A 24,626-nucleotide genomic window follows, 5' to 3' on the forward strand; every position below is an offset into this window, starting at 1 on the left:
GGCGGATCCGGTCAGAGCCCGCGCTCGGCGGCGATGCGGTCCCAGGCGGCGTTGATCGCCGCGAGGCGGCGGGTGGCGATGGCGACCGCCGCCGGCGGCAGGCCGCGGGCCACGGCCCGGTCGGGATGGTTCTCGGCGACGAGCGCCCGGTAGCGCGCCTTCAGCTCGGGATCCGGCAGGCCGCGCGCGACCCCGAGCGCCTCGTAGGGATCGTCCGCCAGCCGCACGTGGCGGGCGGCGAGGCAGGCGAAGCGGGCCTCGTCGAGGCCGAAGATCTCGGCCACCGCGCGCAGGTACTGCGCCTCCTTCTCGTGGAGCGCCCCGTCCGCCTTGGCGATGTGGAACAGGCCGTCGAGCACGTCCTCCAGCAGGCGCGGCTCCTCGCGGAAGGCCTCGGCGATCTGCTGGGCGTAGGCCTCGAAGCCGGCGGTGGTCCCCTTGGCGAGATCGAACAGCCGGGTCACGCCGGCCCGCTCCGCCTCGGGCACGCGCACCACCTCGGCGAAGGCCGCCACCTCGGCCGGGGTCACGACCCCGTCGGATTTCGCCATCTTGGCGGCGAGCGCGACGAGGCCGGTGGTGAACACGACCTCCCGCGGCGTCGGGCCGAACAGCGACCCCTCACGGTCGAGCAGGAAATGCCCGGCCACGGCGCCGAGGAGCGCGCCGAGCGGGCCGCCCACGGCGAGGCCGAGGCCGGCGCCGCCGATCTTTCCCCAGAGCGCGTGGCTCATCGCGGCGGGAGGCCGGGGCGCCGCGGCGCGGCCGGCCGCTGGAACGGCGGAATCGTCATGGGGTCGTCTTGTAGGGCCGAAAGCGGGCCGGCGGAACCGGGCAACCCGCCTCAGGCGAGGGTCGCGAGGCGCGGGCCGGAGCGCCGCGCCTCGCCGCCGCCTCAGCGGCAGTAGATGTTGCCGTAGGGGTCGCGGTAGGTCCCGTAGGGGCATTGCGGCGCCGTGGCCGCGCCCACGATCGCGCCGCCGGCCGCGCCGACGAGGCCGCCCGCGACGGCGCCGCTCGCCCGGCCCGTCGCCGCCGCGCCGATCGCCGCGCCGGTCAGGCCGCCGAGGGCCGCACCGCCCGCGGCGCGGTCGCCCGGGGTGTTGCAGGCGCCGAGCGACAGCGCCATGGCGCCCGCCAGCGAGGCGGCAATGAACTTCTTCATGACGTGATTCCCTTGTGCAATTCGCGGTCTTGCGACGGATCAAGCGCCGGTCGCCGCTCTCCACAGCCTAGCTGCCCGGGCTCTGAACACCAGATGAGCGCGGCCGTTTGCGCTCCGCGGGCCCGGCGAAATCGGCCGGGCGCGGCATCCGGGCCACGCCCGGTGCCGGACCGGCCCCGCAAATCGTGTGACACCGGTCGCCGCGATGCGTAGAGGAGGGGCGTCGAACGCCGTCCGCGAGGGTCCCGCATGCTGCGCGCCACCACCATCGTCCGCAAGCCCGCCGTCCGGCCGGATGCCGTGGCGGACACCATCACCCTCGACCACGCCGCCCGCCTCCGGCGCGAGGGCGCGTTCACGGCCGAGAAGGGGCTCGCCTTCCGGCTCGACCTCGCCCGCGCGGCGGGGCTGGAGGACGGCGACGCCCTGCGCCTGGAGGATGGCCGGCTGGTGCGGATCGCCGCCGCCGCCGAGAGCCTGCTGGAGGTGCGCGCCGAGAACCCGCTGCGCCTGACCCGCCTCGCCTGGCAGCTCGGCAGCAACCACGTCGCCCTCGAAGTCACCGCCGAGGCGCTCTACGTGAAGGCCGACCCGGTCGTCGCGGATCTGGTGCGCGGGCAGGGCTGCCTCGCGAGCGCCGTCGAGCGCCCGTTCCGCCCCGAGCGCGAGGTCGTGGCGCACGACCACAGCCAGTGCGGCCACGATCACTCCCACGACCACCATCACCACGAACCGCACGCCCAGGATCACCGCGGGCAAGAGCACCACGGGCAAGAGCATCAGGGGCAAGCGCATCAGGGGCAAGCGCATCACGGGCACGACCACCATCGTCACGACCACGGGCATGACCACGGGCACGCGCACCACCACGACCACGGCCACTCCCACGGGCACTGACCGGCAGGACGGAATGCCGGCCGGGTTGCCGCGCCCGCCCGGGGGATTGATGCCCTCCTGGCGCTTCAGCGTCGCGCCGATGATGGATTGGACGGACCGGCATTGCCGGGCCTTCCACCGCACCCTGACGCGGCACGCCCGGCTCTACACCGAGATGGTCACGACCGGGGCCGTGCTGCACGGGCCGCGCGAGCGCCTGATCGGGTTCGATCCCGCGGAGCAGCCGGTGGCGATCCAGCTCGGCGGCTCCGACCCGGCCGACCTCGCCGCCGCGGCGCGCATCGCCGAGGCGGAGGGCTACGCCGAGGTCAACCTCAATGTCGGCTGCCCCTCGGACCGCGTCCAGGACGGGCGCTTCGGCGCCTGCCTGATGCGCGAGCCGGACCTGGTGGGGGAGTGCGTCGCCGCCATGAAGGCGGCGGTGGCGGTCCCCGTCACGGTGAAGTGCCGCATCGGCGTCGACGACCAGGATCCGGAGGCCGCCCTCGACGCCCTCGCCCGGAGCGTCGCGCGGGCGGGGGTCGACGGGCTCGTCGTGCACGCCCGCAAGGCCTGGCTGCAGGGGCTCTCGCCGAAGGAGAACCGGGACGTGCCGCCCCTCGATTACGGGCGGGTCCACCGGCTGAAGGCGGCGCATCCCGACCTGCCGGTCGCGATCAACGGGGGGCTGCGCAGCCTCGACGAGGCGCGGGCCCAGCTCGCCCACGTGGACGGGGCGATGCTCGGCCGCGCCGCCTACGCGGAGCCCGCCCTGCTGCTCGCGGTCGATCCGGTGCTGTTCGGGGCGCCGGCCCCGGTCGCCGACCCGTTCGAGGCGGTGGAGGCCTTCCTGCCCTACCTGTCGGCCCGGCTCGCCGAGGGCGTGCGCCTCCACGCGATCACCCGGCACATGCTCGGGCTGTTCAACGGCCGCCCCGGCGCCCGGGCCTTCCGGCGCCACCTCTCGACCGAGGGCATGCGGGCGAGCGCCGGGACCGACGTCCTGCGCGACGCGGTGGCCCGGGTCGGCCGGCGGGCGGCCGAGGCGGCCTGACCCGGGGCTCCCGCCTCATACGCCATCCGGTTGATTGCTTCGCCATCTCGCATTTCGGCCATGCGGATGTCGGCTTCGCTCAGGCGCCGCGCAGGCTTGGGATACGGGATCCGCTTCGATCAAGCGGATCCCGTATCAGCCGGGCCGGGCGCCGCGCAGGATCAGCCGGCTGCCGCGCACCTCGTAGGAGGCGAGGCGCTCCAGGAAGGTCATGCCGAGGAGGTTGAGGCCGAGGGTCCCGGGCCGCGTCACCAGGGCGGGCACCCGCTCCTCGCGGATCGGCCCGACCGCGAGGCTGTCGAGGATGACCGGGGCGGCGGCGGCGCGGCCGTTCGCGGTCTGGACCATCACGACGAACGCCTCCGGCCGGGGATGCAGGCCGAGCGCGGCCGCGCTCTCGGCGGTGAGGACCACCGCGCTCGCCCCGGTGTCGAAGGCGAAGACCTGCTCGCGGCCATTCGCCCGCGCCCTCAGGGTGAAGCCGCCATCGGCGCGCCGCGCGATCACCACCTCCCCGCCCGGCGTCACCACCGGCTCGCCCGCCGCCAGCTCGCCGAAGACCCGGAAGGCGAAGTCCCGGGCCTGGTCGCGCCACGCGTAGAGCCCGGCCGCGCCGGCGCCCAGGCAGAGCCAGACCAGGAGGGCGCCCAGACCCTCCCCGATCCCGATCCGGAACTGCCGGACGATGCCGCTCAGGATCACCAGGAGCGCCGCCGCGGCGCCGAGCCCGGTCGCGACCTCCGGCGGGCTCCACCCGCCGATGTCGCCCCGCGCCAGGGCCGCGACGCCGGCCCCCGCGGCGAGGAGGAGCAGGGCGACACCGGCGGCGCCCGGCATGTCAGGCGGGGGAGGGAGCGGGCCGCCGGAGGTCGCGACCGGGCTCGGCGCCGCGGCGGCGGCCGGGCAGCAGCGCCATGATGCGCTTGCGCTCGGGCTCGGAGAGGGAGCCCCAGGCCGCGATCTCGTCGCGGGTGCGGCCGCAGCCCTCGCAGAGGCCGGTGCCGGGGTCGAGGACGCAGACGCGGGTGCAGGGCGTGGAGGGAGGCGGCATCGAGGGATCGGATCAGCGGGGAATCGCGATCAGCAGGGCGAGCAGGGCGGCGATCTCGGCCACCTGCTGGCTCGCGCCGATCACGTCGCCGGTCTGGCCGCCGATCAGCCGCTCCGCCATGCGGCTCATCGTCCAGGCCGAGAGGGCGGCGAGGAGCCCCGCGAGCGCGAGCCCGCTCGCCGGCAGGCCGAGCGCCCAGGCTCCGACGAGGAGCGCGCCGCAGAGCGCCCAGGCGACGGCGCAGGTGGCGCCCGTGGGCTGCCCGACCGCCTGGGCGGCCCCGTCCGGCCGGGCCGGGGGCAGCGCGAACAGGGGCCAGAGCGACGCCGTGCGCGACAGGGCCGCGGCGGCGGGCAGGACCAGGGCCGCGCGCCACCCGATCCGGTCGGCGAGGGTGGCGAGCGCGCCGATGCGCAGGGCGTAGGCGAGGATCAGGGCCGCGGCCCCGTAGGTGCCGATGCGGCTGTCGCGCATGATGTCGAGCCGCCGCACCGCGTCCGCCCCGCCGCCGAAACCGTCCGCGAGGTCGGCGAGCCCGTCCTCGTGCAGCGCGCCGGTCGCCAGGGTGAGCGCGAGCGCCGCGAGCGTGCCGGCGATGAAGGGGCCGAGCCCGAGGCCGAGCCCGCCGAGCAGCGCCACCGCGCTCGGCAGGGCGATCAGCATTCCGGCGATCGGCAGCATCCGCGGCGCGGTGCGGAAGTCCGGGGCCGCGTGGCCGTCCGCCTCGCCCGGGAGGGCCGGGACCGGAAGCCGGCTGTAGAAGCGCAGGCAGGCGGCGAGGTCGAGGAGCGGCGGCCAGGGGCCCGTCTCGGGTGGCGGCTCGAACTCGTCGTCCGCCTCGTGCATGGCGGACCCTTCGGCCCGCAACCCCGCGCCCTCGGCCATCGCGCTCGCGTCCTTCGCGTCCAGGGACCCATTATACCGCAGATGCGCGCCCCGCGTCTGCGGAGAAAGCGGGGACCGCGCGCTCCCGCCGGCCAGCGCACCACGCGCCGGAGCGGCCGCCGGTTCGGCGGCAAGAATCATGCGGGACCAAGACCCTAAGCGGAATCCCGGCGAGCAAGTCCGCTTAGCCTTCGCGGCGCCCTCTGGTAAGAGGCCCGGATCGTCCCGCCGGAGTTCGCCGATGAATGCCCCGCCCCCCGATGCCAGCCCCTTCGCGGATATCCGCCAGCTCCTCGCCGGCATGCCGGGTCCCGACGAGGAGGCGGCGCGGGCCGTCGCGGCCCGGCAGGCGGAGCTGACCAAGCCCGCCGGCAGCCTCGGGCGCCTCGAGACCCTGGTGGCGTGGCTCGCCGCCTGGCAGGGCAAGCCGATGCCGAGCCTCGACCGACCGCTCGTCTGCGTCTTCGCCGGCAGCCACGGCGTCGCCGCCCGCGGCGTCTCGGCCTATCCGTCCGCGGTCAACCGGCAGATGCTCGACAATTTCGCCGCCGGGGGCGCGGCGATCAACCAGATCTGCGCGACCTACGGGCTCGGCTTCAAGGTCTTCGACCTCGCCCTCGACCTGCCGACCGGCGACATCGCCGAGGCCGAGGCGATGACCGAGAAGGCCTGCGTGGCCACGATGGCGTTCGGGATGGAGGCGGTGGCGGCCGGCACCGACGGGCTCGCGCTCGGCGAGATGGGGATCGGCAACACCACGGTCGCGGCCGCGATCTACGCGGCCCTCTACGGCGGCGAGCCCGCCGGCTGGGTGGGGCACGGCACCGGGGTGGACGCGGCGGGCCACGCCCGCAAGGTGGCGGCGGTGGAGGCGGCTCTCGCCCGCCACGCCGGCCATCTCGACGATCCGCTGCAGGTGCTGGCGCGTCTCGGCGGGCGCGAGGTGGCGGCGATCGCCGGGGCGATCCTGGCGGCGCGGCTGCAGCGCGTGCCGGTGGTGCTCGACGGCTACGTGGCCTGCGCGGCCGCCGCGGTGCTGCACGCCCTCGATCCCCGGGCCCTCGACCATTGCGTGGCGGGCCACCGCTCGGCCGAGGGGGCGCACGGCGCGGTGCTGGAGCGGCTCGGCCTCGACCCGCTCCTCGCCCTGGGCCTGCGGCTCGGCGAGGGCTCGGGGGCGGCCCTGGCCCTCGGGCTGCTCAAGGCGGCGCTCGCCTGCCACCGGGACATGGCGACCTTCGCGCAGGCCGGCGTCGCCGGGCCCGGCGCCTGACGCTCAGGCGGGGAGCGCCAGCGGGTCCTCGCACAGGCGGACCGCGCCCGGGCGGCGGCCGGTCTCGGCGCCGGCGAAGTGCAGCGCGTCCGCGCGGCTGCGGAAGATGCCGCCCGCGCGCCCGCGGGTCTCCACCGCCAGCCAGCGGCCCTCGCGGTCCTGGCCGACGAGGAAGCGGACGGGTTCCGGGCGGGGCGACCGCGCCTCAGTGCCGCAATCGGACATCGTCCCCCCTCCGCCGTGGTCGCGCGTCCCGGATCGGCACCGCGCCGCGGGCCTCGATGCCGCCCCATCAGGTTTCGGGCCGTCGTCCTCGAAAGGCCGACCGGCAGGCGCTATGGATGATCGTCGTTCCGCGCCGGGGACGTCTCGGTCGGGCGGGATCTCGGGAGGATGGGATGGTCCGCGCGCGGCACCGGGTGAGGGGAGCCGGCCTCGCGGGCCGGGTGGCCGTCGCGGCGGCGGCCTGGCACGCCGGCATGGCCGTCGCCGCCGCCGAGCCGCGCCCGGGGCTCCCCGTCGCGGCCTTCGAGGAGGCGGTGCGCGAGAGCCTCGCCGGGCACGGCGACCGGATGGGCTATGCCCTCACCCGCTGCCCGCTGACGCCCCGCTTCGCGCCGGCCGGCGAGACCTACCTGGGCCGCGCCTTCTCGCAGCGCGCCGACACGGTCATCGTCCTGGTCGCGGTGGAGAAGGGGCAGGTCGCCTCCTGGACGGAGTTCGATCTGCCCGGCCTGCAGGGATGGATCACCCACGCGGCGACGCGCTGCCGGGGGGCGACCCTCACGGTCGGGCGCGGCGCCGCCGCGCAGCGCTACCGCTGGGACGGGCGCGGCTTCGTCGCGCGGCGCTGACCGGCGCGCTCACCGGAACAGGGTGGTGCGCGCCAGTTCCACGATCTCGTCCCCGCGCCCGCTGATGACCGCCCGCGCGAGGTAGATCCCGAACCCCTTGGCCCGCTCCATCGTGGTCTTGGGCGGCGACGCCAGCTCCTGGCGGTTGGTGACCACGTCGACCAGCGCGGGCCCGTCATGGGCGAGGGCCCTCCTCAGCGCGGTCTCGACCTCGGCCGGGTCCTCCACGCGCAGGCCCAGCACCCCGGCCGCCTCGGCCATGCGGGCGAAGTCCGGATTCCTGAGCTCGGTGCCCGCGTCGAGGCAGCCCGAGGCCTTCATCTCCATCTCGACGAAGCCGAGGGTGCCGTTGTTGCGCACCACCACCTCCACGGGCAGCCCCGCCAGCGTGAGGGTGAGGAAGTCGCCCACCAGCATGGCAAAGCCGCCGTCGCCGGAGAAGGAGATCACCGGCCGGTCCGGAAAGGCGGCCTGGGCGCCGATCGCCCACCGGGGGACGGGGCTTGAGCCAGCGCGGCGCGGTCGGGACCTCGATCGATTCGAGCGCCACGTCGCCCGGGATGATCACCACCGGGACGCCGCGCTTGGCGATGGCCTCGCGGATCGCGATGTCGCGGGTGCGGCCGATCTGCGCGACGGTGGCGACCGGACCGACCTAGTGCGCGCATTCCGCGAAGAGCTTCTCCGGGCTCGTTTCCTGGAAGGAGCCCGAGCCGATCGCGGCGCTCGGGATATGCGCGGCGATCGCCAGCACGGGCACCCGCGAGCGCTGACGATCGGACAGGCCGTTGATGAGGTGCAGGTTGCCGGGCCCGCAGCTCCCCACGCAGACGGCGAGGTCCCGGTGAGGTGCGCCTCGGCGTCGGCCGCGAAGGCCGCCACCTCCTCGTGGCGGACGTGGACCCAGTCGATGGTGCGCTTGCGGCGCAGCGCGTCCGTCAGGCCGTTCAGCGGATCGCCGACGACGCCGTAGATCCGGCGCACGCCCACCGCGTGCAGCGTGTCGGCGATGAGATCCGCAACGATCTGGGGGCCATGTCGCGCCTCCTGCGAGGATGCCGCGCCGCGCCCGTGCGGCGGGCCTCTGACGCGCCGCACCGACGAGGCAGGGTGGCGAGCGTGCCTCGCGGCAGCTGGATTCCGTCAGGTCAGGAGGTGGTCGCGCCGGCGCAGGGCCGGAAACAGGCGGCCCCACAGGCCGGCGACCAGCACCGTCGCGACTCCGCCGGCCACGACCGCCGGCACCGCCCCGACCAGGGCCGCGAGCGTGCCGGACTCGAACTCGCCGAGTTCGTTCGAGGCGCCGATGAAGACGGTGTTGACGGCCGCCACCCGGCCGCGCATCGCGTCCGGCGTCTCGCCTTGGACGAGGCTCTGGCGGACGTAGACGCTGACCATGTCGGCCGCCCCCGTGACGAAGAGGCAGGCCATGGAGAGGGGCAGGGAGGTCGAGAGGCCGAAGCCCACCGTGGCGACCCCGAAGACCGCGACGGCGAGGAGGAGCCGCTGCCCCGCCCGGCGCGCGAGCGGCCGGTGGGCCAGAACGACCGCCATCGCCACTCCGCCCGCCGCCGGCATGCTGCGCAGGAGGCCGAGGCCGAGCGGCCCGACCCGCAGCACCTCCTGGGCGTAGATCGGCAGCAGCGCGGTGGCCCCGCCGAGGAGCACGGCGACGAGGTCGAGGGTGATCGCGCCCAGCACCACCGGCTGGGACCGGATGTAGGTGAGCCCCGCGAGCAGCGTCGCCCAGGAGACCGGCCCGCGCCCGGCCGCGGCGGGCCGAGGCCGGATGCCGCCCACGGCGACCGCGGCGACCGCGAAGCAGGCGGCGGAGAGCCCGAACACCACCGAGGGGCCGAGCGCGTAGAGGAGGCCGCCGAGGGCGGGGCCGGACACGGACGCGCTCTGCCAGATCGAGGAGTTCCACGCGATGGCGGCGCCGAACTGCTCGCGCGGCACCAGCGTCGGCATCAGGGCCTGCGTCGCCGGGTTGGCGAAGGCCCGGGCGCCGCCCGTCAGCACCATCAGGGCGTAGACCGGCCAGACCGGGGGGTGCCGGGACAGGGCGAGGGCCAGCAGGCCGGCCGCCGAGGAGGCGATGAGCGCGTAGGCGAGGGCGGCGATGCGGCGCCGGTCATAGGTGTCGGCCACGTGGCCCGTCACCAGCGCCCCGAGGATCGCCGGCGCGAAGCTCGCGAGCCCGACGAGGCCGAGCGCGAGCGCGCTGCGGGTCAGGTCGTAGACGAACCAGCCCACGGCCACCGCCTGCATCTGGTAGGCGAGGCCCGTCAGGAACCGGGCGAGGCCGAACAGGCGGAAGTCGGAATTGTGGAGCAGGGGACGGGGAGGATGCGCGGAGGATGGGAGGGACGCGGACATTGCTGCTCTCAGCCATGGTCCGGCTCCCGTCCTCGTGGCAAGAGGCGTCTGCCGAAGATGGCGGGCCCGACCCGAGGATGGCGGCGCGCAGGACGATGTGACGCTCCGACCCCGGACGGGATCCGTGAAAGCTCTCGGCGGCACCCGACCGGGCGCGCGTCCGGCCATCCCGACCAAACGGCACCTGAGCTGTGTCGCCGCCACGCGATTGATGACTGCCCGCGGCATGGAACTTGATCCAATGGCCACCAGCATCGCCGGCTCCGCCTGGCTATACAAGCAATCCCTCGACGATCCCGGCCGGATCGTCAAACTCGATTCGAGCGGGAAAATCCTCGGGCGGGATCATTCGCTCGAGTGCAATTGGCTCTATGTTGACGGACGATTAGTGTTCCGTGACTTTTCCGGGCATGACGTGGCGGTTTTTCCGCAACCGCTGTTCTTCGATGCCCCGCGCCGGCTGACGGGGTGGTCGGCCTCGTGCGCGGACGCGCCACGCTGGCTGCTGCGCCTCGACGACCTCGTCCCGCTGCAATCCGGCTCCGCCTACGACCTCGCCGCGGAGGTGCGGGAAGTGGCGCACGCCGTCGCGTTCACCTGCCCGGGCCCGGCGTACGGCGACGGCGATGCCGCGCCGACCGGATACACGGCCGGCAAGTACAACATGCTGACCTTGCGGGACGTCGATCTGCTCACGACGCACGGGGCGATCGAGAAGGCCGGCGTGGTCGCCGAAGAATCTCTGTTCCACTTTCCATTCCACCTCGAGGATCGCTTCATTCGCTTCCCGGACGGGACATTCGCGCGCAATGCGGGCGATCCGCAGCTCTCGATCGCGCGGGCGCGCTACGCCTGCGCGGGGATCAACGAGAATTACTATCATTGGATGATGTTCTTCGTGGGCAAGATCTGCCTGCATGGCGAGACCCGCGCCTCCGGCGAAGGGGCGGTCGTCCTGGTTCCCGAGTATCGGAACGACGTGCAGAAGCGGACCGCGGAGCTGGTGGCGAAGGCCTACGGCTTGAACTTGGTTCAGCTCCGGCGCTGCGACCGCGTGCGGGTCGACGAGTTGCTGCTCCCGCATCAGCACGGCTCCTACGGGATCGATCCCCATCCCGTCGTCCTCAGGGCCTTCGCGCTGATCAAGGCGGCCCAGGCCTCCGCCGCGCCCGGCGCCGGCCGCAGGCTCTACATCTCGCGGGCCGACTCGCATTACCGGCGGCTCGAGAACGAGCGAGAGATCGAGACGCTCCTGGCCGGTCGCGGCTTCGACGTCGTCAGACTGGCTGACAGGACCCTCGAACAGCAGATCTCATTGCTTGCGACGGCCGAAGTGGTGGTGTCCCCCCATGGGGCCGGCCTCACCAATCTTGGTTATTGCGAGCCCGGAACCAAGGTCTTGGAGTTCCACAGCCCGCAATACCTAAACTGGTGCATGCGCAATTTGTCGATCGCGGCCGGCCTGAGATACGGCTTCCTGATGGGCGAGGCCACCGAGGGCGACCGCTACCGGGTCGCGGTCGCGGCCGTCGACGCGGCCGTGACGGCGATGCTCGCGGCCTGACCGGGGGCGGCCCCGTGGCTGGTGGGCGGTGACGGGCTCGAACCGCCGACCCTCTCGGTGTAAACGAGATGCTCTACCAACTGAGCTAACCGCCCCGGGCCGCATGGTTAAGGGCAGCAAACCGGGAGCGCAAGGCCCGGGACCCGGGGCGGGGGCCGGCCGGATTTCCGTGCCCGGCGGCTTGACACGCTTCGGCCCGCCTCATACACCGCCGCCATCGCAGCACAGCGATGCGCCGCGCGGACGTAGCTCAGTCGGTTAGAGTGCCGGCCTGTCACGCCGGAGGTCGCGGGTTCGAGCCCCGTCGTCCGCGCCATCTTCCCCTGATGGGTGGTCATCGCACTGCGCCTGGCACGCGGGCGTAGCTCAGTTGGTTAGAGTGCCGGCCTGTCACGCCGGAGGTCGCGGGTTCGAGCCCCGTCGCCCGCGCCAACCACAATTGCAAGCTCAAGGCAAGGATCGCGCCGCAGAGTCAGCCGGGATCGCTGGGACCCCGGGGGACGAGATGTCGTGGTGGAATGCCGGAGTGAGCCGCCGATTCGCCGTCATGCTGGCGGCGGCCGTCGCGGGCTTCGTGGGTCTGGCGGCCTGCGCGCTGACCAGCTACCGGGACGGCCTGATCGCCGAGCGCGTCGCCAAGCTGCGCGCGGTCTCCGACGTCGCGATGGCCGCCGCCGCCAGCCTGGAGAGGGAGGTGCAGGCCGGCCGCCTGTCGCGCGAGGCGGCGCTCGCGGCCTTCCGGGCCCGCGTCAACGCCATGCGGTACGACGGCGACAATTACGTGGCGGTCTACGGCTATGACGGGGTCGCGCAGGTGATCCCCATCAAGCCCGAATGGGTCGGCAAGGACATGAGCGGGCTCAAGGACGCCTCCGGCATGCTCCTCGTCCAGGCGATCACGCGGATCGCGCGGTCCGGCAAGCCGGGCGAGCTGCGCTACCACTTCGTGCGGCCGGGCAGCGAGGTGCAATCGCCCAAGCTGAGCTACATCCAGGGCTTCGATCCCTGGAAGGTCGCGATCTTCACGGGCGTGCACGTCGACGACATCGAGGAGGCGTTCCGGCGCCAGGCGCTCTGGCTCGCGCTGATCGCGGGCGCGGCGCTCCTCGGCGTCGGCGCCCTCGGCCTCGTCGGCTGGCGTTCGATCGCCGGGGGCCTCGCGGCCCTGACGCAGGCCACCGCCGCGCTCGCCGCCGGGCGCTACGACGGGACGATCCCCGGCACCGCCCGCCGGGACGAGATCGGCCTCATCGCCCGGGGCATCGACAGCTTCCGGATCGCCCTGGCCGAGCGCGAGGCCCTGGCGGCGGCGCAGGATGCCGGACAGGCGCAGCTGCGCCGCGTCGCGCAGCTCGGCGCCGACACCCGCGCCTTCGAGAGCGCGGTCTCGGCGGTGCTGGCCCAGGTGGACGCCTCGGCCCGGGATCTGGAGGCGACCGCGAAGGCGATGTCCGACGCCGCCGCGCGCACGGCCGGGCGGGCGGCCGCGGCGGCCGGCTCCGCCGCGACCGCCGCGCGGGAGGTCGCCGGCGTCGCGACGGCGGCCGAGCGGCTCGGCGCCTCGATCACGGCGATCGGCGGCGAGGTGCGCGGGGCGGCCCGGCTCGCCGAGGACGCGGTGACGGAATCCGACCGCACCGCCGAGGTGATGCGGGCCCTCGACGGCGCCGCGGCGCGGATCGGCGACGTCGTGGCGGTGATCGCGGGCGTCGCCGGGCAGACGAACCTGCTGGCGCTGAACGCCACGATCGAGGCGGCCCGGGCCGGGGAGGCGGGCCGCGGCTTCGCGGTCGTCGCCGCCGAGGTCAAGCAGCTCGCCAACCAGACGGACCGGGCGACCCGGGAGATCTCGTCCCAGATCGCGTCGATCCAGGACGCCGCCCGCCAGGCGGTCGGCGCCATGACGGGCATCGCCGCGCGGGTGCAGGACATCAGCGGCGTCTCGGGCCGGGTCTCCTCGGCCGTGGAGGGCCAGGCCGGGGCGACCCAGACGATCCTGCACAGCATCGCCCAGGCCGCCGCCGGCACCGGGGCCGTGAGCGAGGCCATCGCCGGGCTCGCCCAGGACGCCGACACGACCGGGGACGCCTCCGGCCGCGTGCTGGGCGCGGCCGGCACGCTGCTGCGGCACTCGGACAGCATCGGCGCCGAGGTGCGGCGCTTCCTGGCGACGCTGCAGGCCGCCTGATCGGGCGATCCCGAAATGTCCCCAATTGACCGACAGGGGCTCGGCCCCGACCTTCGCCGCCCGGACCCCGCCAGGATGCCGACCGCGTTTCGACCGACGTTGCCCCGCCGCCGCGCCGCCGGGCCCGCCACCCAGCCCGCGCTTCGGGCCGGAGCGCTCCTGGCCGGACTCGGCCTCCTCCTGGCGGGGTGCAGCGGCGGGCCGCTGCTGCCGGCGCCGGACCTGCCGACGAATCAGGTCATCCTCGACGAGGCCGCGGCGGCCGCGGCGATCTCCCGCTACCGGGCGAGCCACGGGCTCGGTCCGGTGGTGGTCGATCCCTCGCTGATCCGCGCCGCCTCCCTGCAGGCCGAGGCCAATGCGCGGGCGGGACTCCTCTCCCACGAGATCGCCGGCAGCTTCGACAGCCGGCTGAAGCGGGCCGGCCTCGGGGGACGCTACGCGGCCGAGAACCTCAGCGCCGGCTCGGAGACCTTCGACGCCGTGCTGCGCCGCTGGCAGGCCTCGCCCGAGCACAACCGCAACATGCTGATGCCGCAGGTGCGACGGATCGGCGTCGCCCGGGTCGATGCGCCCGGGAGCCGCTACAAGCGGTTCTGGGCGCTCATCCTGTCGGATTCCTGATCGGCCCGGCCCGGCGGCGCCGATCCGTCGCGGCGGCCGGAAACGGCCCGGAAGGGCCGCGGCCTGCGACGAAACTCACCATCCGCGGGGCGCTTTCCCCGGTTGTGGGCGGCATCGGCCGGATTATCTAAGACCCTGACGTTCGCGGTTTGTGCGGTGCGAACGCCCCTTGTTTCGGCATACCCGCTCGTTTAAGCCTCGCGGCGATCTCCGGGCCTTGGAACCGTTCCGAATGGCGGGCCGACCGGCCGGGCGGCGCGCGGCTCCGCGCTGCCCCTGAACGAGCAACGAGGGTTCTCGATGAACGGCCTCCTCACGGATTACCTGCCGCTCGTGATCTTCATCGGCGTGTCGCTGGTGATCGCGCTCGCCCTGCTCGTGGCGCCCTTCCTGGTCGCCTACAACAGCCCGGACCCGGAGAAGCTCTCGGCCTACGAGTGCGGGTTCAACGCCTTCGACGACGCGCGCATGAAGTTCGACGTGCGCTTCTACCTCGTCGCCATCCTGTTCATCATCTTCGACCTGGAGGTCGCCTTCCTGTTTCCCTGGGCGATCACCTTCGGGGATCTCGGCTGGTTCGGCTTCTGGTCGATGATGATCTTCCTCGGCGTGCTCACCGTCGGGTTCGTCTACGAGTGGCGCAAGGGCGCCCTCGAATGGGACTGAGCCGACCGATCCCCGCCGCCTCCTGAGAGACCCCCGCTCCATGGCCCTCGACACTCCCCTCTCCCGCGCCCCGGCCATCGCCCCCGAGCCCAAGGGCATCCTCGACCCGGCGACCGGCCTGCCGATCGGCGCCACCGACCCGACCTTCCTGTCGATCAACGACGAACTCGCCGACCGCGGCTTCCTGCTCACCACGGCGGACGACCTCATCACCTGGGCCCGCACCGGCTCGCTGATGTGGATGACCTTCGGGCTCGCCTGCTGCGCGGTCGAGATGATGCAGATGTCGATGCCGCGCTACGACGCCGAGCGCTTCGGCTTCGCCCCGCGCGCCTCGCCGCGCCAGTCGGACGTGATGATCGTCGCCGGCACCCTCACCAACAAGATGGCGCCCGCGCTGCGCAAGGTCTACGACCAGATGCCGGAGCCGCGCTACGTCATCTCGATGGGTTCCTGCGCCAATGGCGGCGGCTACTACCATTACTCCTACTCGGTGGTGCGCGGCTGCGACCGCGTGGTGCCGGTGGACATCTACGTGCCGGGCTGTCCCCCGAGCGCCGAGGCGCTGCTCTACGGGGTGCTGCTGCTGCAGAAGAAGATCCGCCGGACCGGCACGATCGAGCGCTGAGGGGCCGCGATGACGAACGGCATCACCATCCTGCCCCATACCGAGACCGAGCACGGGACCGGGGCGCTGCAGGCGCTGAGCGACCGCCTCGCCGAGACCCTCGGCGGCGCCGTCGTTGAGCGCGCCATCGCCTTCGACGAGCTGACGCTCGTGGTCGAGCCGTCCGAGATCGTGCGGGTGCTGACGCACCTGCGCGACGACCCGGCCTGCGGCTTCCGCTCCTTCATCGACATCTGCGGGGCGGATTACCCGGGCCGGGAGAAGCGCTTCGACGTCGTCTACCACCTGCTCTCGCTGCGCCACAACCGGCGCATCCGCGTGAAGGTGCAGACCGACGAGGCGACGCCGGTCCCCTCCGTGATCACCGTCTTCCCGGCGGCGAACTGGTACGAGCGCGAGACCTACGACCTCTACGGGATCCTGTTCTCGGGCCATCCGGACCTGCGCCGCCTGCTGACCGATTACGGCTTCGAGGGGCATCCCCTGCGCAAGGACTTCCCGCTCACCGGATTCGTCGAGGTCCGCTACGACCAGGACGAGGGCCGGGTGGTCTACGAGCCCGTGAAGCTCTCGCAGGAATTCCGCCAGTTCGACTTCCTGTCCCCCTGGGAGGGCACCGACTACGTGCTTCCGGGCGACGAGAAGGCGAAGCCGTGAGGGGAAGGCCGATGACCGCGTTCCCGTACTCGCCACCCGCCGCGCGCCACCCGCTCCCACGCAGCGCCGCCCAGGGCGCCGGACGCTCCGCATGACCGAACACAGCATCCGGAATTTCTCGATCAATTTCGGGCCGCAGCATCCGGCGGCGCACGGCGTGCTGCGCCTCGTGCTGGAGCTCGACGGCGAGATCGTCGAGCGGGTCGATCCGCATATCGGGCTGCTCCATCGGGGTACCGAGAAGCTGATCGAGGTCAAGACCTACCTGCAGGCCACGCCCTATTTCGACCGGCTCGACTACGTCGCGCCGATGAACCAGGAGCACGCCTTCTGCCTCGCGGTCGAGAAGCTGCTCGGCATCGAGGTGCCGCGGCGGGCCAAGCTGATCCGCACCCTGTTCTGCGAGATCGGGCGGCTGCTCTCGCATCTCCTCAACGTGACGACGCAGGCGATGGATGTCGGCGCGCTCACGCCCCCGCTCTGGGGCTTCGAGGAGCGCGAGAAGCTGATGATCTTCTATGAGCGCGCGAGCGGGGCGCGGCTCCACGCCAATTACTTCCGGCCGGGGGGCGTCCACCAGGACCTGCCGCCGGGCCTGATCGACGACATCGAGGCCTTCTGCGACCCCTTCCTGCAGGTGGTCGACGACCTCGACGCGCTGGTCATCGGCAACCGCATCTTCAAGCAGCGCAACGTCGACATCGGCATCGTGACGGTCGACGCGGCGATGGCCTGGGGCTTCTCGGGCGTGATGCTGCGCGGCTCCGGGATCCCGTGGGACCTGCGCAGGGCGCAGCCCTACGAGGCCTACGAGGAGATGGAGTTCGACGTCCCGGTGGGGAAGAACGGCGACACCTACGATCGCCAGGTCATCCGCATGGAGGAGATGCGCCAATCCGTGCGCATCATGAAGCAGTGCCTCGCCAAGCTGCGCGCGCCGGACGGGCAGGGGCCCGTGACCACGCAGGACGGCAAGGTGGCGCCGCCCTCCCGGCGCGAGATGAAGCGCTCGATGGAGGCGCTCATCCACCACTTCAAGCTCTACACCGAGGGCTTCCACGTCCCGGCCGGCGAGGTCTACGCCGCCGTCGAGGCGCCCAAGGGCGAGTTCGGCGTTTACCTGGTGGCGGACGGCACCAACAAGCCCTACCGCTGCAAGATCCGCGCGCCGGGCTTCGCCCACCTGCAGGCGATGGACTGGATGTGCCGCGGCCACATGCTGGCGGACGTGTCCTGCATCCTCGGCACCCTGGACATCGTGTTCGGGGAGGTGGACCGGTGAGGCAGGCGACGACCGGCGAAGAGAACTGAACCGATGGCAAACCGCAGACTGGCGCCCGCCGAACAGCAGCCCGCCGCATTCGCGTTCACGCCCGAGAACGCGCGCTGGGCCGAGGCGCAGATCGCCAAATATCCCGAGGGCCGGCAGGCCTCGGCCGTGATCCCGCTGCTCTGGCGCGCCCAGGAGCAGAATGGCGGCTGGCTGCCGCAGAAGGCGATCGAGGCCGTCGCCGACGAACTCGGGATGCCGCACATCCGCGTGCTCGAGGTCGCGACCTTCTACACCATGTTCGCGCTCGAGCCGGTCGGGCGCTACTGGATTCAGGTCTGCGGCACCGTGCCCTGCGACGTCTGCGGGGCGAAGGAGCTGAAGCACTACCTGCACGACCGTCTCGGCCCCGCCGGCCATGTCAGCCCGGACGGCAATTTCTCCTGGCTCGAAGTCGAGTGCCTCGGCGCCTGCTGCAACGCGCCGATGGTGCAGATCAACCAGGACTATTATGAGGACCTGACGCCCGAGATCCTCGGCCGGCTGATGGACGACCTCGCGGCCGGGCGGCCGGTCAAGGCCGGCTCGCAGGCCGGGCGGACCTCCTCCGAGCCGAAGGGCGCCGCGACGACGCTCACCGACGAGACCCTGTTCGACGGCTCCCGCATCGGCGCGTGGCGCCGGCGCTTCGAGGAGGAGGGGCTGCACGAGGCCGGCGCCGACACCCAGGCGCTCGCCGCCAGGGAGGCGGCCGATCCGAAGCCGGCGCGGCCCGATGCCGGCCGCCCGATCGGGAGCCCGGCCGCGCAGACGCCCGCCCAGCGCGTCGCGGACGGCAAGGCGCCGGTCGAGCCCGCCGAGGCGAAGGGCCAGTCGGCGCCCGAGCGCGCGACCGTCGCGGCGCCGCGCTCCGGGCCCGAGGTCCAGCCCGCCCCGCAGAGCGGGCGCTCCTACACCGAGACCCCCTCGAAGCCCGAGGAGGGCCGCCCGGTCGCCGAGACCAAGGGCTCGACCCCGGTCAGCGGCGCCGAGCCGATGGCCGCGCCCGCCCGCACGGACGGCTCGCAGGCCAAGCCCGTCGGGGTCGACCCGGCCGACAAGGGCCCGCCCGGCCCCGGCGCCAAGGATTCCGGCTCCAAGGATTCCGGCGCCAAGGATTCCGGCGCCAAGGATTCCGGCGTCAAGGGGGCGGGCCCCGCGGGCAAGACCAAGCCCTCCTCGAACCGGTAGGACGACGCCATGCTCTCCGACCAGGATCGGATCTTCACGAACCTCTACGGGTTCCACTCCCCGGGCCTCGACGCCGCGCGCCGGCGCGGCGCCTGGGACGGCACCAAATTCCTGCTCGAGCAGGGCCGCGACTGGATCATCGACGAGATGAAGAAGTCGGGCCTGCGCGGGCGCGGCGGGGCCGGCTTCTCGACCGGCCTCAAATGGTCGTTCATGCCCAAGAAGTCGGACGGCCGTCCGCACTACCTGGTGGTGAACGCCGACGAATCCGAGCCCGGCACCTGCAAGGACCGGGAGATTATGCGGCACGACCCGCATCTCCTGATCGAGGGCTGCCTGCTCGCCTCCTTCGCGATGGGGGCGCATGCCGCCTATATCTACATCCGCGGCGAGTACGTGGCCGAGAAGCACGCCCTGCAGCGGGCGGTGGACGAGGCCTACGAGGCCCGGCTGATCGGGCCGGACAACGTCCACGGCTACCCGTTCGACCTCTACGTCCACCACGGCGCGGGCGCCTATATCTGCGGCGAGGAGACGGCGCTCCTGGAGAGCCTGGAGGGCAAGAAGGGGATGCCGCGGCTGAAGCCGCCCTTCCCGGCCAATATGGGCCTCTACGGCTGCCCGACCACGGTCAACAACGTCGAGTCGATCGCGGTGGCGGGTGCCATCCTGCGCCGGGGCGCGGCGTGGTTCTCCGGCATCGGCCGGCCGAACAACACCGGCACCAAGCTCTTCTGCGTCTCGGGCCACGTCAACCGGCCCTGCAACGTCGAGGAGGCGCTGGGGATCCCGTTCCGCGAGCTGATCGACCGCCATTGCGGCGGCATCCGCGGCGGCTGGGACAACCTCCTGGCGGTGATCCCGGGCGGCTCCTCGGTGCCGCTGGTCCCGGCCGCGCAGATCGCCGACGCGCCGATGGACTTCGACACGCTGCGCGGCCTCGGCTCGGGCCTCGGCACCGCGGCGGTGATCGTGCTCGACAAGACGACCGACATCGTCGCCGCCATCGCCCGCATCTCGTACTTCTACAAACACGAATCCTGCGGCCAGTGCACGCCCTGCCGGGAGGGCACCGGCTGGATGTGGCGCGTCATGCTGCGCATGGCCGAGGGCCGGGCGCAGAAGCGCGAGATCGACATGCTGCTCGACGTCACCAAGCAGATCGAGGGCCACACGATCTGCGCGCTCGGCGACGCGGCGGCCTGGCCGATCCAGGGCCTCATCCGCCACTTCCGACCCGAGATCGAGAAGCGCATCGACCGCTACAGCGCCAACCCGCACAGCGACCCCGTGCCGATGGCCGCGGAGTGAGCGGCGCGCGCGGCGAACGCCTGGAGACACCACAGTGACCAAGATCGTCGTCGACGGCACCGAGGTCGATGTCCCGCCGGACTACACGCTGCTGCAGGCCTGCGAGGCGGCCGGCGCGGAGATCCCGCGCTTCTGCTTCCACGAGCGGCTGTCGATCGCCGGCAATTGCCGCATGTGCCTCGTCGAGCTGAAGGGCGCGCCGAAGCCGGTGGCCTCCTGCGCCTGGGGCGTGCGCGACTGCCGGCCGGGCCCGAACGGCGAGCCGCCGCAGGTCCTGACCAAGTCGCCGCTGACCAAGAAGGCGCGCGAGGGGGTGATGGAGTTCCTCCTCATCAACCACCCGCTCGACTGCCCGATCTGCGACCAGGGCGGCCATTGCGACCTGCAGGACCAGGCGATGGCCTACGGGGTCGATTCGACCCGCTACGGCGAGAACAAGCGCGCGGTCGAGGACAAGTACATCGGCCCGCTCGTGCGCACGGCGATGAACCGCTGCATCCACTGCACCCGCTGCGTGCGCTTCCTGGCGGAAGTGGCGGGCGTGCCGGATCTCGGCGCCATCGGGCGCGGCGAGGATATGGAGATCACCTCCTACCTCGAACAGGCCATGGCTTCCGAGCTGCAGGGCAACGTCGCCGACCTCTGCCCGGTCGGGGCCCTCGTGCACAAGCCGCAATCCTACAACGTGCGGCCCTGGGAATTGTCCAAGACCGAGTCGGTCGACGTGATGGACGCGGTCGGCTGCGCGATCCGGGTCGATGCCCGCGGCCGCGAGGTGATGCAGATCGAGCCCCGGGTGAACGAGGCCATCAACGAGGAGTGGATCTCCGACAAGACCCGCCACGTGGTGGACGGGCTGCGGCTCCAGCGCCTCGACCGGCCCTATATCCGCGAGAACGGGCGCCTGCGCCCGGCGGGCTGGGCCGAGGCCTTCGCGACGATCGCGGCCAAGCTCAAGGGCGCCGACCCCGCGCGCGTCGGCGCGATCGTGGGCGACCTCGCCTCGGTGGAGGAGACCTACGCGCTCAAGCGCCTGATGACGGCGCTCAATGTGCGCAACCTCGATTGCCGCCAGGACGGCGCGCCGTTCGATCCGGCCTGGGGCCGGGCCGCCTACACGTTCAACCCCACCATCGCGGGGATCGAGCAGGCGGACGCGGTGCTGCTCGTCGGGGCCAATCCGCGCCTCGAAGGCTCGCTCCTCAACGTGCGGCTGCGCAAGCGCTGGCGCATGGCGCCGCTGCCGGTCGGGCTGATCGGCGAGCCCACCGACCTGACCTACCCGCACACCTATCTGGGCGCCGGCCCGGAGACGCTGGCGGAGCTCGCGGCCGGGCGGCACAGCTTCGCGGAGGTGCTGGGCAAGGCCGAGCGCCCGCTCGTCATCGTCGGGATCGGGGCGCTCGCCCGCCCGGACGGGCGCGCCATCCTGGCGGCGGCCGCCTCCTACGCGCGGAGCATCGGCGCCGTGACGGAGGGCTGGACCGGCTTCGGGGTGCTGCAGGTCGCGGCGGCGCGCGTCGGCGCCCTCGATCTCGGCGTCGTGCCGGGGGAGGGCGGGCTCGACTTCGCCGCGATGACGGCGCTGGGCGCCCTCGACGTGCTCTACAACCTCGGCGCCGATGAGGTGGAGGTCGCCCCGGGCGCCTTCGTGATCTACCAGGGCACGCACGGGGATCGCGGCGCCCACCGGGCCGACGTGATCCTGCCGGGGGCCGCCTACACGGAGAAGTCGGGGACCTACGTGAACACGGAGGGCCGTCCGCAACTCGCCAACCGCTCCGGGTTCCCGCCGGGCGACGCGCGCGAGGATTGGGCGATCCTGCGCGCCCTGTCGGAGCCGCTCGGCCAGCGCCTGCCCTTCGACTCGCTGGCGCAGCTGCGCCGCGCCCTCTACGCCGACCACCCGCACCTCGCGGCGCTGGATTCGGTCGCCGGGCAGGACGCCGGCGCGGCGCTCGCGAGCCTCGCGGCCCTCGGCGGCGAGCCGGGCCGGGAGCCGTTCCGCAGCCCGATCCTCGACTTCTACCTCACCAACCCGATCGCCCGCGCCTCCCGGGTGCTGGCGGAATGCTCGGGGCTCGCCCGCGAGCGCGTGCTCCAGGCCGCCGAGTAGGACCGCGATAGGACCACCCCATGAGCGTCACCGACATCCTGCTGACGGTCGGCCTCGTCGCGCTGAAGAGCGTGGTGCTGCTGGTCGCGCTCCTCGTCTTCATCGCCTACGCGCTCCTCGCCGACCGGAAGATCTGGGCGGCGGTGCAGCTGCGGCGCGGCCCGAACGTGGTCGGCCCCTGGGGCCTGTTCCAGTCCTTCGCCGACCTGCTGAAGTTCGTGATCAAGGAGCCGGTCATCCCGGCGGGCGCCAACAAGGCGCTCTACCTGCTGGCGCCGTTCGGCTTCGCGACCCTGGCGCTCTCGGCCTGGGCGGTGATCCCGCTGGCGGATAACTGGGCGATCGCCGACATCAACGTCGGCATCATCTACATCTTCGCGATCTCGTCGCTCGGCGTCTACGGCGTGATCATGGGCGGCTGGGCCTCGAACTCGAAATACGCCTTCCTGGGCGCGCTCCGCTCGGCCGCCCAGATGGTGTCCTACGAGGTGTCGCTCGGCTTCGTGATCATCACCGTGCTGATGTGCGCGGGCTCCCTCAACCTCTCCCAGATCGTCCGCGCGCAGGACACCGCGCTCGGGATCTTCGGCTGGTACTGGCTCTGGCTGTTCCCGATGTTCGCGGTGTTCTTCGTGTCGGCGCTGGCCGAGACGAACCGCCCGCCCTTCGACCTGCCGGAGGCCGAATCGGAGCTCGTGGCGGGCTACATGGTCGAGTATTCCTCGACCCCGTACCTGCTGTTCATGCTCGGCGAGTACGTGGCGATCATCACCATGTGCGCGCTCGGCACGATCCTGTTCATGGGCGGCTGGCTCTCGCCGATCCCCTTCGCGCCGTTCACCTGGGTGCCGGGCGTGATCTGGTTCACCCTGAAGGCGAGCTTCCTGTTCTTCCTGATCGCCATGGTCAAGGCGATGGTCCCCCGCTACCGCTACGACCAGCTCATGCGGCTCGGCTGGAAGGTCTTCCTCCCGCTCTCGCTCATCATGGTCTTCGTCGTCGCCTTCGTCCTGAAAGTGACCGGCCTCGCGCCGGTCTCCTGAACCCCGCATTGGAGATTGAGCGATGAGGCTCGATCAGGTCGCCCGCAGCCTGCTGCTGAAGGAGTTCGTGTCGGGGTTCGCCCTCGCCATGCGCTACCTGTTCAAGCCGAAGGCGACGATCAACTACCCCTTCGAGATGGGCCACCGCTCGCCGCGCTTCCGCGGCGAGCACGCGCTGCGCCGGTACCCCAACGGCGAGGAGCGCTGCATCGCCTGCAAGCTCTGCGAGGCGGTCTGCCCGGCCCAGGCCATCACCATCGAGGCCGGGCCGCGCCGCAATGACGGCACCCGCCGCACCACCCGCTACGACATCGACATGGTGAAGTGCATCTATTGCGGGATGTGCCAGGAGGCCTGCCCGGTGGACGCCATCGTCGAGGGCCCGAACTTCGAGTTCTCGGTCGAGACCCGCGAGGAGCTGCTCTACGACAAGCAGCGGCTGCTCGCGAACGGCGACCGCTGGGAGCGCGAGATCGCGCGCAACATCGCCGCGGACGCACCCTATCGCTGAGGCGAGCGGCGAGCGGCGGGCGGCGACGGGCCGACGCGGCGCCCGCCGAGGCTCCGGAGGGTCGTCCCGCCCGCCATTCGCCGCGCGACGCCGACCATTCGCCTCCGCGGCGGGCTTTCCCGTTGTGCGCCGCGGGAGCGGGTTCTATAGACGGGCCGCCGGGGAACCGGGGGTCGCTCATCGGCACCAGGCAGGAGACCGCCGCGAGGCGGCGTGAGTTCACCGCATGACCGCAGCCGCCGCCTTCTTCTACCTCTTCGCCGCGATCACCGTCGCCTCGGGCCTCGTGGTGATCGCCGCCCGCAACCCGGTCACCTCGGTCCTGTTCCTGATCCTCGCCTTCGTGAACGCGGCCGGCCTGTTCGTGCTGATGGGCGCCGAGTTCCTGGCGATGATCCTGGTGGTCGTCTACGTCGGCGCGGTGGCGGTGCTGTTCCTCTTCGTCGTGATGATGCTCGACGTGGACTTCGCCGAGCTGCGCCAGGGCTTCCAGGACTACCTGCCGGTCGGCGCGCTGATCGGCGCCGTGTTCCTGATCGAGCTCCTGCTTGTGGTCGGCTCCTGGGCGATCGATCCGGGTCTCGTCCACGCGCCCCTCGCGGTGGCGCCCGGCGGCGAGCAGATCACCAACACGCAGGCGCTCGGCCTGGTTCTCTACACCAACTACTTCTTCTTCTTCCAGATTGCCGGCCTGATCCTGCTCGTCGCGATGATCGGCGCGATCGTGCTGACGCTGCGCGACCGGCCCGGCGTGAAGCGCCAGGACATCGCGGTGCAGAACGCGCGCACCCAGGCCCTGGCGGTCGAGCTGCGCAAGGTGCCGACGCGCCAGGGCGTCGAGGTGTGACGGCGGGACCGGGCACGGTCCGGCCCCCCTCTCCCGCGCCGGGAAGGGGCGCCGCGCCGCCGCGACGGCACGCTGATTCGAGACGGCCGCAGCCCGGCCGAGAGGCAGACAGATGATCGGTTTGAGCCATTACCTCACGGTCGCGGCGATCCTGTTCACGCTCGGCGTGCTCGGCATCTTCATCAACCGCAAGAACGTGATCGTGATCCTGATGTGCGTCGAGCTGATCCTGCTCGCCGTGAACATCAACCTCGTCGCGTTCTCGACCCACCTGGGCGACATCGTCGGGCAGGTCTTCGCCCTGTTCGTGCTGACGGTGGCGGCCGCCGAGGCGGCGATCGGCCTCGCGATCCTGGTGGTGTTCTTCCGCAACCGCGGCTCGATCGCGGTCGAGGACGTCAACATGATGAAGGGCTGAGGACTCCCCCGCCCCC

General features: G+C 72.6%; 27 protein-coding genes, 3 tRNA genes and 1 pseudogene. 21 read left to right on the forward strand and 10 right to left on the reverse strand.

Annotation, left to right across the window (positions count from 1 at the left end):
• Positions 1-11: 11 nt before the first annotated feature.
• Both M446_RS20930 and M446_RS20935 read right to left on the reverse strand, forming a co-directional pair.
• Positions 12-734, reverse strand: coding sequence for a J domain-containing protein (locus M446_RS20930; RefSeq protein WP_012334107.1), 723 nt, complete (start codon positions 732-734; stop codon positions 12-14).
• A gap of 161 nt (positions 735-895) precedes the next feature.
• A complete protein-coding gene (locus tag M446_RS20935; protein ID WP_012334108.1) occupies positions 896-1,165 on the reverse strand; it encodes a hypothetical protein in 270 nt (89 codons plus the stop codon).
• A 249-nt stretch (positions 1,166-1,414) separates the two neighbouring features.
• Between M446_RS20935 and M446_RS20940 the strand changes: the two genes are divergently transcribed.
• Complete coding sequence (locus tag M446_RS20940; RefSeq protein WP_012334109.1) at positions 1,415-2,062, forward strand: urease accessory protein UreE; 648 nt, start codon at positions 1,415-1,417, stop codon at positions 2,060-2,062.
• A 49-nt stretch (positions 2,063-2,111) separates the two neighbouring features.
• Positions 2,112-3,095, forward strand: a complete 984-nt coding sequence (dusA, locus tag M446_RS20945; protein WP_012334110.1) for a tRNA dihydrouridine(20/20a) synthase DusA — start codon at positions 2,112-2,114, stop codon at positions 3,093-3,095.
• Between the two features lie 135 nt (positions 3,096-3,230).
• On the opposite strand, the gene M446_RS20950 is transcribed toward dusA, so the two are convergent.
• Genes M446_RS20950 through M446_RS20960 form a run of 3 tightly spaced genes read right to left on the reverse strand, consistent with a single transcriptional unit; the run spans position 3,231 to position 5,031 of the window.
• Positions 3,231-3,932 carry a TIGR02281 family clan AA aspartic protease gene (locus tag M446_RS20950; protein ID WP_012334111.1) on the reverse strand — a complete coding sequence of 234 codons (702 nt, stop codon included), beginning with the start codon at positions 3,930-3,932 and terminating at the stop codon, positions 3,231-3,233.
• Between the two features lies 1 nt (position 3,933).
• On the reverse strand, positions 3,934-4,146 hold the full coding sequence (locus M446_RS20955) for a DUF1289 domain-containing protein (RefSeq protein WP_012334112.1): 213 nt from the start codon (positions 4,144-4,146) through the stop codon (positions 3,934-3,936).
• 12 nt (positions 4,147-4,158) lie between these two features.
• Entirely contained in the window at positions 4,159-5,031 is an 873-nt protein-coding gene (locus M446_RS20960; RefSeq protein WP_012334113.1) for an adenosylcobinamide-GDP ribazoletransferase, read from the reverse strand.
• A 241-nt stretch (positions 5,032-5,272) separates the two neighbouring features.
• Here M446_RS20960 and cobT point away from each other — a divergent pair, with 241 nt between their 5' ends.
• Positions 5,273-6,304, forward strand: coding sequence for a nicotinate-nucleotide--dimethylbenzimidazole phosphoribosyltransferase (cobT, locus tag M446_RS20965; protein ID WP_012334114.1), 1,032 nt, complete (start codon positions 5,273-5,275; stop codon positions 6,302-6,304).
• Between the two features lie 3 nt (positions 6,305-6,307).
• Here the strand turns inward: cobT and M446_RS20970 are convergent, their stop codons facing one another.
• Positions 6,308-6,529, reverse strand: a complete 222-nt coding sequence (locus tag M446_RS20970; protein ID WP_012334115.1) for a hypothetical protein — start codon at positions 6,527-6,529, stop codon at positions 6,308-6,310.
• 173 nt (positions 6,530-6,702) lie between these two features.
• Here M446_RS20970 and M446_RS20975 point away from each other — a divergent pair, with 173 nt between their 5' ends.
• A complete protein-coding gene (locus M446_RS20975; protein ID WP_012334116.1) occupies positions 6,703-7,158 on the forward strand; it encodes a hypothetical protein in 456 nt (151 codons plus the stop codon).
• Between the two features lie 9 nt (positions 7,159-7,167).
• Here the strand turns inward: M446_RS20975 and M446_RS39740 are convergent, their stop codons facing one another.
• Positions 7,168-7,641 carry a thiamine pyrophosphate-dependent enzyme gene (locus tag M446_RS39740; protein ID WP_415926919.1) on the reverse strand — a complete coding sequence of 158 codons (474 nt, stop codon included), beginning with the start codon at positions 7,639-7,641 and terminating at the stop codon, positions 7,168-7,170.
• Between the two features lie 20 nt (positions 7,642-7,661).
• On the opposite strand from M446_RS39740, the gene M446_RS39745 reads away from it, so the two are divergent.
• Positions 7,662-7,817 carry a hypothetical protein gene (locus M446_RS39745; RefSeq protein ID WP_415926893.1) on the forward strand — a complete coding sequence of 52 codons (156 nt, stop codon included), beginning with the start codon at positions 7,662-7,664 and terminating at the stop codon, positions 7,815-7,817.
• Here M446_RS39745 and M446_RS39750 read toward each other — a convergent pair.
• Positions 7,814-8,256 (reverse strand): annotated as a pseudogene (locus M446_RS39750) (thiamine pyrophosphate-binding protein). The gene M446_RS39745 and the pseudogene M446_RS39750 sit on opposite strands and share 4 nt — an antisense overlap.
• 45 nt (positions 8,257-8,301) lie before the next feature.
• Positions 8,302-9,537, reverse strand: coding sequence for an MFS transporter (locus M446_RS20985; protein ID WP_012334117.1), 1,236 nt, complete (start codon positions 9,535-9,537; stop codon positions 8,302-8,304).
• Positions 9,538-9,661: 124 nt separating this feature from the next.
• Between M446_RS20985 and M446_RS20990 the strand changes: the two genes are divergently transcribed.
• Positions 9,662-11,101 (forward strand): glycosyltransferase family 61 protein, encoded by a 1,440-nt coding sequence (locus M446_RS20990; RefSeq protein WP_265576403.1) that lies wholly within the window; start codon positions 9,662-9,664, stop codon positions 11,099-11,101.
• A 19-nt stretch (positions 11,102-11,120) separates the two neighbouring features.
• On the opposite strand, the gene M446_RS20995 is transcribed toward M446_RS20990, so the two are convergent.
• A tRNA-Val gene (locus tag M446_RS20995) sits at positions 11,121-11,196 on the reverse strand.
• A gap of 144 nt (positions 11,197-11,340) precedes the next feature.
• Between M446_RS20995 and M446_RS21000 the strand changes: the two genes are divergently transcribed.
• The 15 genes from M446_RS21000 (at position 11,341) to nuoK (ending at position 24,610) form a co-directional block, all read left to right on the forward strand.
• Positions 11,341-11,417: transfer RNA gene (locus M446_RS21000), tRNA-Asp, on the forward strand.
• A gap of 39 nt (positions 11,418-11,456) precedes the next feature.
• Positions 11,457-11,533: transfer RNA gene (locus M446_RS21005), tRNA-Asp, on the forward strand.
• Between the two features lie 94 nt (positions 11,534-11,627).
• Positions 11,628-13,289 carry a methyl-accepting chemotaxis protein gene (locus M446_RS21010; protein WP_012334119.1) on the forward strand — a complete coding sequence of 554 codons (1,662 nt, stop codon included), beginning with the start codon at positions 11,628-11,630 and terminating at the stop codon, positions 13,287-13,289.
• 75 nt (positions 13,290-13,364) lie between these two features.
• Positions 13,365-13,913, forward strand: coding sequence for a CAP domain-containing protein (locus tag M446_RS21015; RefSeq protein ID WP_012334120.1), 549 nt, complete (start codon positions 13,365-13,367; stop codon positions 13,911-13,913).
• Between the two features lie 300 nt (positions 13,914-14,213).
• The gene (locus M446_RS21020; RefSeq protein WP_012334121.1) at positions 14,214-14,579 is read left to right on the forward strand and encodes an NADH-quinone oxidoreductase subunit A; all 366 of its coding nucleotides are present in this window, start codon (positions 14,214-14,216) and stop codon (positions 14,577-14,579) included.
• 40 nt (positions 14,580-14,619) lie between these two features.
• Positions 14,620-15,207 (forward strand): NuoB/complex I 20 kDa subunit family protein, encoded by a 588-nt coding sequence (locus M446_RS21025; protein WP_012334122.1) that lies wholly within the window; start codon positions 14,620-14,622, stop codon positions 15,205-15,207.
• A 9-nt stretch (positions 15,208-15,216) separates the two neighbouring features.
• Positions 15,217-15,864, forward strand: coding sequence for an NADH-quinone oxidoreductase subunit C (locus tag M446_RS21030; RefSeq protein ID WP_012334123.1), 648 nt, complete (start codon positions 15,217-15,219; stop codon positions 15,862-15,864).
• 91 nt (positions 15,865-15,955) lie between these two features.
• Positions 15,956-17,146 carry an NADH-quinone oxidoreductase subunit D gene (locus M446_RS21035; RefSeq protein ID WP_012334124.1) on the forward strand — a complete coding sequence of 397 codons (1,191 nt, stop codon included), beginning with the start codon at positions 15,956-15,958 and terminating at the stop codon, positions 17,144-17,146.
• 33 nt (positions 17,147-17,179) lie between these two features.
• Positions 17,180-18,364: an NADH-quinone oxidoreductase subunit NuoE gene (gene nuoE / locus M446_RS21040; protein WP_012334125.1), complete on the forward strand. Its 1,185-nt coding sequence runs from the start codon at positions 17,180-17,182 to the stop codon at positions 18,362-18,364.
• Positions 18,365-18,373: 9 nt separating this feature from the next.
• On the forward strand, positions 18,374-19,675 hold the full coding sequence (nuoF, locus tag M446_RS21045) for an NADH-quinone oxidoreductase subunit NuoF (protein WP_012334126.1): 1,302 nt from the start codon (positions 18,374-18,376) through the stop codon (positions 19,673-19,675).
• A 34-nt stretch (positions 19,676-19,709) separates the two neighbouring features.
• Positions 19,710-21,791, forward strand: a complete 2,082-nt coding sequence (gene nuoG, locus M446_RS21050; RefSeq protein ID WP_012334127.1) for an NADH-quinone oxidoreductase subunit NuoG — start codon at positions 19,710-19,712, stop codon at positions 21,789-21,791.
• A gap of 20 nt (positions 21,792-21,811) precedes the next feature.
• Positions 21,812-22,834: an NADH-quinone oxidoreductase subunit NuoH gene (nuoH, locus tag M446_RS21055; RefSeq protein WP_012334128.1), complete on the forward strand. Its 1,023-nt coding sequence runs from the start codon at positions 21,812-21,814 to the stop codon at positions 22,832-22,834.
• A gap of 22 nt (positions 22,835-22,856) precedes the next feature.
• Positions 22,857-23,345: an NADH-quinone oxidoreductase subunit NuoI gene (gene nuoI, locus M446_RS21060; protein WP_012334129.1), complete on the forward strand. Its 489-nt coding sequence runs from the start codon at positions 22,857-22,859 to the stop codon at positions 23,343-23,345.
• 226 nt (positions 23,346-23,571) lie between these two features.
• Positions 23,572-24,192 carry an NADH-quinone oxidoreductase subunit J gene (locus M446_RS21065; protein WP_012334130.1) on the forward strand — a complete coding sequence of 207 codons (621 nt, stop codon included), beginning with the start codon at positions 23,572-23,574 and terminating at the stop codon, positions 24,190-24,192.
• Between the two features lie 112 nt (positions 24,193-24,304).
• Positions 24,305-24,610, forward strand: coding sequence for an NADH-quinone oxidoreductase subunit NuoK (gene nuoK, locus M446_RS21070; RefSeq protein WP_012334131.1), 306 nt, complete (start codon positions 24,305-24,307; stop codon positions 24,608-24,610).
• The last annotated feature ends 16 nt before the right edge of the window (positions 24,611-24,626 follow it).

Source organism: Methylobacterium sp. 4-46 (genome assembly GCF_000019365.1).
In the GTDB taxonomy this organism is placed as follows: Bacteria; Pseudomonadota; Alphaproteobacteria; order Rhizobiales; family Beijerinckiaceae; genus Methylobacterium.